Source organism: Iodobacter sp. CM08 (assembly GCF_033446605.1).
GTDB lineage: Bacteria > Pseudomonadota > Gammaproteobacteria > Burkholderiales > Chitinibacteraceae > Iodobacter.
Genome location: NZ_JAWQUO010000068.1, coordinates 1 through 10,250 on the forward strand (window position 1 = coordinate 1; position 10,250 = coordinate 10,250).

At 49.5% G+C, this 10,250-nt stretch carries 10 protein-coding genes and 1 tRNA gene; 5 read left to right on the top strand and 6 right to left on the bottom strand.

Translation table 11 applies throughout. From position 1 onward, the window contains the following. The first annotated feature begins 308 nt into the window (after positions 1–308). Positions 309–1,178 (top strand): LysR family transcriptional regulator, encoded by an 870-nt coding sequence (locus R6242_RS21595; RefSeq protein ID WP_318430859.1) that lies wholly within the window; start codon positions 309–311, stop codon positions 1,176–1,178. A gap of 236 nt (positions 1,179–1,414) precedes the next feature. Here R6242_RS21595 and R6242_RS21600 read toward each other — a convergent pair whose 3' ends face one another. Beyond that, the gene (locus R6242_RS21600) at positions 1,415–1,771 is read right to left on the bottom strand and encodes a translation initiation factor Sui1 (protein ID WP_318430861.1); all 357 of its coding nucleotides are present in this window, start codon (positions 1,769–1,771) and stop codon (positions 1,415–1,417) included. 126 nt (positions 1,772–1,897) lie between these two features. Between R6242_RS21600 and R6242_RS21605 the strand changes: the two genes are divergently transcribed. Further along, a tRNA-Tyr gene (locus tag R6242_RS21605) sits at positions 1,898–1,983 on the top strand. 97 nt (positions 1,984–2,080) lie between these two features. Here R6242_RS21605 and R6242_RS21610 read toward each other — a convergent pair. Then, entirely contained in the window at positions 2,081–2,899 is an 819-nt protein-coding gene (locus R6242_RS21610) for a TonB family protein (RefSeq protein ID WP_318430863.1), read from the bottom strand. A gap of 132 nt (positions 2,900–3,031) precedes the next feature. Here R6242_RS21610 and R6242_RS21615 point away from each other — a divergent pair, with 132 nt between their 5' ends. Continuing rightward, positions 3,032–4,303, top strand: a complete 1,272-nt coding sequence (locus R6242_RS21615) for a ferric reductase-like transmembrane domain-containing protein (RefSeq protein ID WP_318430865.1) — start codon at positions 3,032–3,034, stop codon at positions 4,301–4,303. Positions 4,304–4,358: 55 nt separating this feature from the next. On the opposite strand, the gene R6242_RS21620 is transcribed toward R6242_RS21615, so the two are convergent. Then, positions 4,359–4,658: a DUF1294 domain-containing protein gene (locus tag R6242_RS21620; protein WP_293931428.1), complete on the bottom strand. Its 300-nt coding sequence runs from the start codon at positions 4,656–4,658 to the stop codon at positions 4,359–4,361. A gap of 225 nt (positions 4,659–4,883) precedes the next feature. On the opposite strand from R6242_RS21620, the gene R6242_RS22360 reads away from it, so the two are divergent. Further along, entirely contained in the window at positions 4,884–5,024 is a 141-nt protein-coding gene (locus R6242_RS22360) for a DUF3375 family protein (RefSeq protein WP_412100786.1), read from the top strand. A gap of 24 nt (positions 5,025–5,048) precedes the next feature. Further along, on the top strand, positions 5,049–5,762 hold the full coding sequence (locus R6242_RS21625; protein ID WP_318430868.1) for a PepSY domain-containing protein: 714 nt from the start codon (positions 5,049–5,051) through the stop codon (positions 5,760–5,762). Between the two features lie 31 nt (positions 5,763–5,793). Here the strand turns inward: R6242_RS21625 and chrA are convergent, their stop codons facing one another. The 3 genes from chrA to R6242_RS21640 form a co-directional block, all read right to left on the bottom strand. Continuing rightward, a complete protein-coding gene (gene chrA / locus R6242_RS21630) occupies positions 5,794–7,194 on the bottom strand; it encodes a chromate efflux transporter (protein ID WP_318430870.1) in 1,401 nt (466 codons plus the stop codon). A 34-nt stretch (positions 7,195–7,228) separates the two neighbouring features. Next, the gene (locus R6242_RS21635; RefSeq protein WP_318430872.1) at positions 7,229–9,388 is read right to left on the bottom strand and encodes a TonB-dependent receptor; all 2,160 of its coding nucleotides are present in this window, start codon (positions 9,386–9,388) and stop codon (positions 7,229–7,231) included. A gap of 99 nt (positions 9,389–9,487) precedes the next feature. Beyond that, complete coding sequence (locus R6242_RS21640; RefSeq protein WP_318430874.1) at positions 9,488–10,243, bottom strand: SIR2 family NAD-dependent protein deacylase; 756 nt, start codon at positions 10,241–10,243, stop codon at positions 9,488–9,490. Positions 10,244–10,250 lie beyond the last annotated feature (7 nt).

A 10,250-nucleotide genomic window follows, 5' to 3' on the forward strand; every position in this document is an offset into this window, starting at 1 on the left:
GAAAGCTATTTAGGCTGGCGGCGATGGTTAGACCGCGCAGGCCAAAATATCACGGCAAAATCAGGGATTGAGCAGGCGATAGGAAAAAATATCCTTTTCAACTATTAATGCAGACAGAGCCTTTGAAAAAGGGGGGTTAGGGGGGATTTGCAGTTGATGTTGAGCTTAAACACGCAAAAAACCAAAGGCAAATCCCCCTCAATCTCCCTTTGAAAAGGGGGAAGTACGGCCCTTAGGGACAAACCGCACAGCGTTTCGTACAGTCACCACACTCAAATAAACCCGCCGTTTTTAGCGAGAAACAAACCATGCAATGGCAAGGAATTATTGAATTTATCAGCGTGGCAGAGGCACAAAGCTTTACGCTGGCGGCGCAAAAGCTAGAGATGTCAGTAGCGCAAGTGAGCCGCCAAGTCAGCGCGCTAGAGCAGCGACTTACCGCGCGCTTATTGCACCGCACCACGCGTAAAGTCAGTCTTACCGAGCAGGGCCAGCTCTATTATCAATATTGCCGCCCATTACTCGATGGCCTGCACGAGGCCGAGCTGGCGCTACTGCAAACGCAAGATAAGCCGGTAGGCAAGCTGCGCATCACCGCACCGGTTTACTATGGCGAAACCGTGGTGGCCCCCATCCTGCACCAATACCTAATCGACTTCCCCCAGCTCAATGCTGAATTACTACTCGATAACCGCAAGGCCGATCTAGTGGCCGATCATATCGACTTGGCTATTCGGCTAGGGCCGATGGATGAATCGTCCCTGATGGTGACGCAGCTAGGCAGCCGTATTCACCATGTTTGCGCCTCACCGCAGTATTTAGATCAATACGGCACGCCGCATACATTGGCCGAGCTAAAGCAGCACCAGTGCTTGATTGGCGCGGTAAATATGTGGCGATTTAAGGAAGGCACGCAGCACCGCGAAATATCCGTCAACGGGCGTTTGCGCTGTAACAGCGGAGGCAGTTTGGTGCAGGCGGCGCTAAAAGGCTTGGGGCTGGTGCAATTGCCAGACTATTACGTGGATGCTTATCTACAAAGCGGCCAGCTGATTAGCGTGCTGGAATCGTTTGCACTAGAAGACGGTATCTGGGCCATCGCGCCCCGCAGCCGTTTTATCCCGCCTAAAGTCAGCCGCTTTATTGAATACTTGCAAACGACTTTATTGGCGGAATAAAAAAACGGGGAAAACCCAAACCTTGAACCACTTCGGCCCCAGAGAACACGGAGTTTCACGGAGAAAATAGCTTATGAGTGAGGTTTTATAGGGTGTACAACGGCGAAGTCGTTGCGCACCGAAAACGGTGCGCAAGAAAAGCGACTTGCACACCCTATACAAAACCAGACTTTACTGATTGTTGACCTTAAATTGATAGGATTAGGTTTCACCCGCCCTACAAAAACAGCAGCAACCTAGCCCCCTGCCCGCTTCACCACCCAGCCCTTAGGCTTTAAGAATTCCAGTACCACATCGCAATGATCCCCTTGCACTTCGATCACGCCGTCTTTAACTGTGCCACCTGATCCGCAACGCGTTCGTAGCTGCTTCGCTAGCACAGCTAATTCATCATCATCCAAGGGCACGCCTTTGATCAGCGTTACGCCCTTGCCCTTACGACCCTTGGTTTCTCTGGAAACGCGTACCACCCCATCGCCTACTGAGCGTGGCGCTTTTTTGCAGATACATGCGTCTTTAGGCTGGCTGCAATCTGGGCACATGGTGCCGTGTTCGGTGGAATAAACCAGACCACCTAAAGCTTTTTTCATCATGATGTATTCAGTAAGGAACAGACAGCGGCAGTCTAAGGCATTTAAGAGCTTTATGAAGAAAAAATGACTGAATGCGCGTAAGGTGTTGACAAGGGACCAGATGAATCGTATTATTCGGGCCTCTGTGGGGGGGTTACCCCAGCGGTCAACGGGTCCGGACTGTAAATCCGGCGGCTTAGCCTTCGAAGGTTCGAATCCTTCCCCCCCCACCAGAAACCAAATCAACAGGCGCTTAGCCTGTTTTTTTTCGCCTGCAGTTTATAGCTTACGGCGCGTTGAAATACGCCGCAGCTATAAATATCTCTCAGCTTAAGATCTCCCCCAAGCGGCTCTTTCATTAATAAACTGATAGTAGCGCAGTAGCATAATCTGATTATTTCTATCCAAAAGTGCCGGAGGTACGGGCCCAAAGGTAGCTGAGCGGCGCACAATCTGCAAAGCCGCTTCATCCAAAGCAGGGTTGCCAGAGGTTTGCTCTAGTGTCAGTGCGGCGATATTGCCATCGCCATTAAGCACCAGACGAAACTGCAAAGTGCCAAACATTGATCGGCCATTTTCATCCTTAGGAAAATTCATTTGCCCGATGCGCTCTACCTTGCGACGAATTTGTGGCTCCCAAATCGCAAATAAAGCCCGTGTATCCACGCTTTGCTGCGCCCGATTAGCCCCATCTTCTTGTCTATCTTCTTTAGGCTTGATATCGGCATAATGGGTAATCAATTCGCGTGGCTTATTGCTGCTTAAGGCATCACCTATGCCATCAATCACCACTTCTTTTGTGGCTACCTGCTTGCTTGCTACCTCACTCGCTGGACGAGCAGGCACGGAGTAATCTTTTTTCTGCACCACACGAGTGGGCGCTTTAGTCATCACAGGGGGTGGAGTGGGGACGGGAGTAGGTTCAGGTGTTGGCTTAGACTTAGACGCTGGCTTGGGCTGCAATTGCAGCTGAATCGATGAATCCCCCTGCTGTGGCAAAACACGCGGCGCAGCAGCGGGTAGCAATAAAAATGACAGATGCGCAAGAATAGAGAGGGCAAGGCCAGACCATAGCCAGACCGAGCTTTTCTTGATTTCATAAAACGAAGCGTTATCCATAGCACCCGAATAGAAAACTGTGCGGGGCATTCTACATAAGCACTGGCCCTTATAACAGTAAACTTCTGTCATTCACTGGCATAACTACCAACACAGCTTAAGTTTCACTTCATATTCAAGGTATCAAATCATGGCTTAAAGAGAGCAAAACAGAGAATCCCCATGCTAAAGAAACCCCTGCCCCTCCTCTTGCTACTGGCAACGGTGCTCTATGCCGTCTGCAGCTACATGCAAAACGGCCTGCCCAGTCAATATTGGGATTGGCGACATGAGCTGGTGCTGCTCAGCGGGGTGCAATTAATGAGCGTGATGTCGGCCGCCATGCTGCTTGCCGCACGCCCAAGCTGGCTAGAAAAGCCGCTTCATGGCTTAGATAAGATGTATGGCCTACACAAGCAGCTAGGCATTGCTGCGGGCCTACTACTGGCCTGCCACTGGCTGATTAAACTCTCACCCAAGCTGGTGATGGCGCTAGAGTGGGCTACCCCCAAAGTTAAACATGCTAAGGGCGCAAAAGATCCGCTGATGTCGCTCGCCAAAGATATGGGGGAATGGGCCGCTTGGGCGGTGCTGGCCATGGTGATCTTAGCCCTGCTTCGCGCCGTGCCCTATCGTCTGTGGCGAAAGGTGCATAAACTATTTGCACCGCTGTATTTGATGGGTGCTTTTCATGCCTTAATTTTAATGCCTCAAAACCTATGGCTCAGCCCCGTTGGTGCCTTAATGGCGGCCTTGCTCGGGATTGGCTCAATCTGTGCGATCTATTCCCTATCGGGAAGAATTGGCCGTAACAAGCAAGTCAGTGGCCAGATTAGCCAGATCACCCCACTTTCTGCCAATCAGCTGGAAGTCATTTGCCAGATGAATAGCCCATGGCCTGAGCATCAAGCAGGGCAATTTGCCCTGCTAAGCTTTGATCCAAAAGAAGGTACGCACCCTTACACCATCGCCTCTGCCCCCCGCAAATCAGGCGAGCTACGCTTTATCATTAAATCACTTGGCCACTACACCAGCACCTTAAGCAGCACGCTAACAGTAGGCCAGCGCATCAAGGCAGAAGGCCCTTACGGCTGCTTTGATGGTGGACAAAACACGCAGCGCCAAGCGTGGATCGCTGGTGGCATTGGCGTTACGCCCTTTTTAGCTTGGCTAGAAAGCCCCAACTTTAACAACGCACAAATCGATTTTTATTACTGTATAAAAAGCGCAGCCGAAGCCGCTAAATTGGATGAGATTCAAGCCGCTTGCCTAGCAAAAAACATCCGCCTGCATCTTATAGAGGGCCAAAGGCTAAATATCGCCCAAATACAACCCGAAAAGCTGGCCGATATCTGGTACTGCGGCCCACAAGGCTTAGGCACGGCGATTAGCCAATATCTATCCCAGATGAGCCAGCCCCCACGCTTTCATCACGAGGCATTTTCTATACGCTAAATAAGCAATTGCCGCCTAAAAATTCTACTTTAGGTGGCAATTTATCTGACTCCCCTTACATCGTAATCGGCTTGAATAAAAACCAAGCCAGCACACTACAATTAATCAGCACCGTTAGCCAAAACACCACTAAAAACGCCATTTTCTTCGACTTATGCCGATATCTTTGCTGCGCGCATAAAGCCCCAGGCCAGCCGCCTAATAATGCCAGCAGATGTAAAGTACGCTCTGCCACTCGCCAACGCTGGTTTTGTGCCGCCGTTTTATCAAAACCATAAATAAAATAAGTGATCAAACTCAAAACACCATACAGCCCCAAAATTAGCCACGGCAATTGGCCGATGAATGCGGCCAAAAATAAAACTCCACAAAAAAGCGTGGCAAATATCATCGTTAAACTCGTCTAATTGTTCATTATAAAAAATACTAACATTCAATCTCCGGCCCAATAAACCCCAGCCTTGCAATTCAGTCCGCAGCATATCAGTTAAAATACAGACCGCTAGATGCCCTATTTCTATTTAGAAAAACACAGCAGAGCCTGAGCATAACCTCGCCCAATGATTACGCGACTCTCAGCCTGCTCCGCCAAAACTATCCAGCATGGCGCTTGCTGGCATCTCCTCATGCACCACTCATTGCCAGCTTTTTGCAACGCGTGTTTATCACGCTTAATGTCCGCGTAATGAGCGAGGCCGATTTAAACGAGGCATTAACATAATTTATAAAAATCAGAGGATATAAAATGAGTTTGGCAGCAAAATTTTTTCGCTGGCATCGCTGGATAGGCTATCTGGTGGCATTGCAAGTATTAGCTTGGATTCTTGGTGGCTTGCTGTTTGCATGGCTGCCTTTTCAAGACTGGATTAAATGTGGTGAGGTGATGGATAAACCGCGTCAACCACTGCCCGCTAATTGGGCTAGTAAAATCGGGGCTCTGCCTAGTGATAAAGGCCCGCTGCTCAGCATCCAGAGCTTGGCCACGGCACAAGGCCCAGCGATCAAGCTGCATTATGAAAAGGAAGATCTGCTGCTCAGCGCCGCAGGCGGTAAGCTTGGCGAAGCCAGCCAGGCCAGCGTTAGCCAATTTGCCCGCAGTATTTACAAAGGCGATGGTGTTTTAAGCGAAGTACTCAAAATTAAAGAAGGCCCGCGCCGGCTTGGCATGGTGCATGAGTTTGCTGCGCGCAAAAATATCTGGGTGGCGCGTTTTGACGATAAGCTACAAAGCCGCTTCTATTTTGACGGCCACAGCGGCGAGCTATTGGCGGCAAGAAATGAAGCGTGGGTGCTCTACGATTTTTTCTGGCGGCTGCATGTTATGGATTACGCCGAAGGTGAAGACTTTAACAACAGCCTGCTGCGCGGCACATCTATCATCGCCATGCTGCTAACCCTTACCGGCTTTGCACTAAGCTTTTTCGCCCTCCGCCGCAGCTGGCGCAGACGGTACAAATAATTGTAGGGGTACGGCATGCCATGCCCTGATGCTAAACCAGCATTTTCCAAGCTAAGCCCAGCACGGCACACCCAGCAATCACAGCCATCACGGATATTTTATATCTGAATAACGCCACGGCAGCCGCAAGTGCAATCAGCGCGGATGGCCAATCAAGTCCCCCAGCAACACAGCTGTAGGGGCACGGCATGCCATGCCCAGATACATACCCCATAGGCCACAACACGTGATAGCCAAAAAATAAGGCTAAATTTAAGATCACCCCCACCACCGCAGCGGTTATCGCGGTCAGCGGCGCGGTAAATTTAATATCGTTATGGGTAGATTCTACCAGCGGGCCACCAGCCAAAATAAAGATAAAAGATGGCAAAAAAGTAAACCAAGTCACCAGCGCAGCCGCAGCAGCCCCCGCTAAAAATAAGCTATCTGGCCCAAACAAAACCTTGGTATAGCCCCCCACAAAACCAACAAAGGCCACTACCATAATCAGCGGCCCAGGTGTCGTTTCCCCCAGCGCTAGCCCCGCTATCATCTGCTGCGGATTCAGCCAGCCATAGTGATCCACCGCGCCTTGATACACATAAGGCAATACCGCATAAGCACCGCCAAAGGTCAACATGGCCGCCTTACTAAAAAACCAAGCCATTTGCGTTAGCGTGTGATCCCAGCCGTAATTCACCAGTAGCCAAGCCACAGGAATCACCCACAGCAGCAAGCCTACTCCACACACTTTAAGCAATACACCCCATGAAAAACGCGCATGTTCCGGTGTCGGGGTATGGTCATCAATCAGTGCAGGGGCAGACGAGATACCCGCCTTTGCATGGCCACCACCCACTTTAAATTGCTCAGGTACAATGCGCCCGCCAAGATAACCAATCGCCGCAGCCCCAGCTACAATCAGTGGAAAAGGCAGTTTAAAAGCAAAGATCGCCACAAAAGACGCGGCAGCAATCGCCCATAGCGTGTTATTTTTTAGCGCTCGTGAGCCGATACGATGTGCAGCCTGCACCACAATCGCCGTTACTGCAGGTTTAATCCCATAAAACAGGCCAGCCACAATAGGCTGATCACCAAAGGCGATATAAACCCACGATAAGGCAATCAAAATAAACAACGATGGCAGCACAAACAGCACTCCTGCCACAATCCCGCCACGGGTTTTATGCATCAGCCAGCCAATATACGTTGCCAGCTGCTGCGCCTCGGGGCCTGGTAAAACCATGCAGTAGTTCAGCGCGTGCAAAAAGCGCCGCTCAGAAATCCAGCGCCGGTTTTCTACCAGCTCCTGATGCATGATAGAAATCTGCCCAGCAGGCCCGCCAAAGCTGATAAAACCTAGCCTTAGCCAGAATCCAAAAGCCTGCCAGAAGCTCACCGGTGCTGGAGTATATTCAGCTGCAGTAAGCGCTGAAGCTTCATCTTTTTTCATCGTTTCCCTTTCAAAACAGAATAATGATTCAGGATCAGAGCTTTATTTCCAACAAAGCTCGGGCAGTTCTATTTGTTCGGCTGGTGGTAAATTGCTCACGCTGGCCATTAAGATCAGCGTAATAAGATTCGGCGATATGATCTTCAGCCAGCAGATTGGCCAGCGAGATACGTAGCTGCACGGCAGGATTAATCTTCCATAGCCCATATAAATCTAGCGTGCGTTTGGCTGGCGATTTTATCGTCTGAGTCTGAGATAGCCGTGTGGTACTCGTGCTTTGAAAGTTGAAATTCCCGCCCGTGGTCAGTGCGCCTGTTTTGTAATCAATCCCCAAATTAGCACTTAGCGGTGTTTGCTGATCCAAGCGGTTATCTGGGCCAGGAGCAGATTCAACCTTTGACCAGTTAGCCGATATATTGGCGCGCACATCCAGTGCTGGCGCTTCAGCAATATACTGGCGCAGATTAAATTTAGCCTCCAGCTCCACACCAAACAACTCAGCGCGGCCTTGGTTGCTGCGCTGTGATAGCCATACGCCATTCGTTTCGGATAACTCAGACAGAATCACATCATCAATCCGGCGGGTATAGCTACTGACACTCAGCACACCCCCTTCACTCAGATAATGCTCAAACGCCAGATCAGCCCCCCATGCCAGCTCAGGCCTGAGATTTGGATTACCTTGTGTATCCGGAGTTGTGGCGCTGTTGTCATTAGCAACAACTCGGCGCGGCGTTAAATCACGAGTAGTGGGCGCTTTATAGGTGCGAGATAAGGCAAACCTCAACTGGTCTTTTTCACTTATTTTCCACAAAGTGTGTAGCACAGGACTCAGCACGCCAGAGCGATTTTCAAATGCCTCCTGCCCCATACTTTGGGTGCGTATCCCTTCCCAGCGTAAACCTAGGTAGGCCGACCAGAGTGGCGAGATTTCCCATTCATCCTGAGCAAATACCGCGATTCGGCCAACTTTAGCCAAATAGGTTTCATCCAGATTATGAGCGGGTATAGTTTGGGTGATTTCACGCTGAATATTATCTTCGCTACGCTGGCTATATTCCCCATCCCAGCCCAGAGCAAAGGTATGGCCCTCTATATAGCCATTAGAATATTTGCCGTTTAAGCTAAGCCCTTGGTCAACCACTTCTGTGGTGATACGCCGATTTAGCACCGGCTGAGCATGGATATCAAAGCCATCAAGGCGGCTTTCTGCATTGCTGCGATGATCTGCTACGCCCAGTTTTATATCTAGCTTTGCCCCACCCTCCAGCTTATGTAGCCAGCCCAATTTGCTGCGTATCTGGCTACTATCGGCATCCAACACAGAATCGTTGCGAACAAGCTGCGGTAATCCCCCCAGCGCAGTCTGGCGGCTTTCATGACTACTCCCTGTGGAGCGCTGAAACCGCAGCAGACTTTCCCAGTTTAAACTATCTCCGCCATCTAAGGCCCACATCAGCCGTGGTGCTAAGTTAAATCGCTCGCTCTGGCTATCGTCTTGCTTATCTGTACTGCGTTGCAGGCGCAGCACGCCTAGATTATCAAACTCAAGCTGATCAAGTCTGGATAAATAATTGCCCTTATCCTGCCCAACCCCACTCGCCACCGTATAAGAAAAAGCACCATCGTGATCAGCAAACAAACCATCCAACGATAAAGCAGGCTGCCCATCCGTGTCGGAAACAGCCAGCTTGAGATCGCGGCGGGCCGTTTCAATTTTTTTCTTTAAAATAATATTAATAGAGCCAGCAATCGCCTGTGCGCTGACATCCGCCGTTGCTGCACGGGCAATTTCAATACGCTCAATCAGCTCAGGGGATAGCGAGTCTAAAGAAAAACCAGGCGGGGCCCGATCGCCATTTAGTAAAATCTGCGTATAACCACTGCCAAGACCACGCATTCTGATCTCACCACCACGGCCTTGAACACCCCGCACACTAATACCCGGCAAACGCTTTAAGACATCGGCGAGGCTGCTATCGCCATAGCGAACAATGTCCGCGCCCAGAATCACTGTTTTAGCCGCAGTAGATTCACGCCTATCATCGCCATCCTTCACCCCGCGCACCTCAACCCTCTGCACTTTTTGCACTTGGCCTTTGGGCTCGCTCGAAACAATCACGGGCTCTTCAGCCATCCCATGCAAAGCAATCAAGCAAAATAGAGCGCAAGGTACAGAGATAAAAAATCGCATGGCTAATTTTTAATAAAAGTAAGATCGCTTACTATGCCATATTGATAAAAAATACACTCAACTTATATTGAATATTCATATACATTTAATAAATGTAGTTTATTCAGCAGCGCTCATATTTGCAATCCATTCCAATAATCCTTGCTCTGCACCGTTTTCAATACAGATCACACCGCTTTTTTTCAGCAAATCTGGGATATGTTTATCAATATAAACAATCTGCGGATGCCTACCTGCAGCTCGAATCATTGCGATCGGATCCACCACATTAAGACTCGTTCCTACAATGATAAAACTATCATCGCTGTTTAAACCATGAATAAGCCAATGCAAAGCTTCGTATTCAGGGGCCATTTCACCAAAAAACACAATGCCAGGCTTTACCATTGCGCTACTACATGCTGGGCATTCAATTGGCTCAAAAGCTTGCTCAGCAATATCCCAATAATGAAAGCAATCGGCACAAGACATCTGATCAATTCGCCCATGCAAATGCAAAACATCTAAAGTGCCGGCTGCTTCATGCAATAAATCAATATTGCTAGTGATCACCTTAATCGACTGGCTTTGCTGTAATTTTGCAATCGCCCTATATCCAGCATGCGGCTTAGCCTGAGCATATTGCAATTTACGTTCGTTATAAAACTGAAACGTTAAGTCTCGAATAGCCTGATCTTGGATAAATCGAGGGAAATTACAAACTTGCTTAATATCATAACTCTCCCAAAGCCCCCCGGAATTGTTCACGCCGATTGAAATTTGACCCACCCTGCCGATCGAATTTTGACCCAGGGCCGAGCGTTGCTTTTTATCGGAGCAACTGTGGATAAGTCTAGCAAATAGCGGGCCACTCACCCGCTAT

Coding starts and splice junctions, on each gene's coding strand:
- R6242_RS21595 (WP_318430859.1), top strand. CDS start 309: ATGCAATGGCAAGGAATTATTGAATTTATCAGCGTGGCAGAGGCACAA.
- R6242_RS21600 (WP_318430861.1), bottom strand. CDS start 1,771: ATGATGAAAAAAGCTTTAGGTGGTCTGGTTTATTCCACCGAACACGGC.
- R6242_RS21610 (WP_318430863.1), bottom strand. CDS start 2,899: ATGCCCCGCACAGTTTTCTATTCGGGTGCTATGGATAACGCTTCGTTT.
- R6242_RS21615 (WP_318430865.1), top strand. CDS start 3,032: ATGCTAAAGAAACCCCTGCCCCTCCTCTTGCTACTGGCAACGGTGCTC.
- R6242_RS21625 (WP_318430868.1), top strand. CDS start 5,049: ATGAGTTTGGCAGCAAAATTTTTTCGCTGGCATCGCTGGATAGGCTAT.
- chrA (WP_318430870.1), bottom strand. CDS start 7,194: ATGAAAAAAGATGAAGCTTCAGCGCTTACTGCAGCTGAATATACTCCA.
- R6242_RS21635 (WP_318430872.1), bottom strand. CDS start 9,388: ATGCGATTTTTTATCTCTGTACCTTGCGCTCTATTTTGCTTGATTGCT.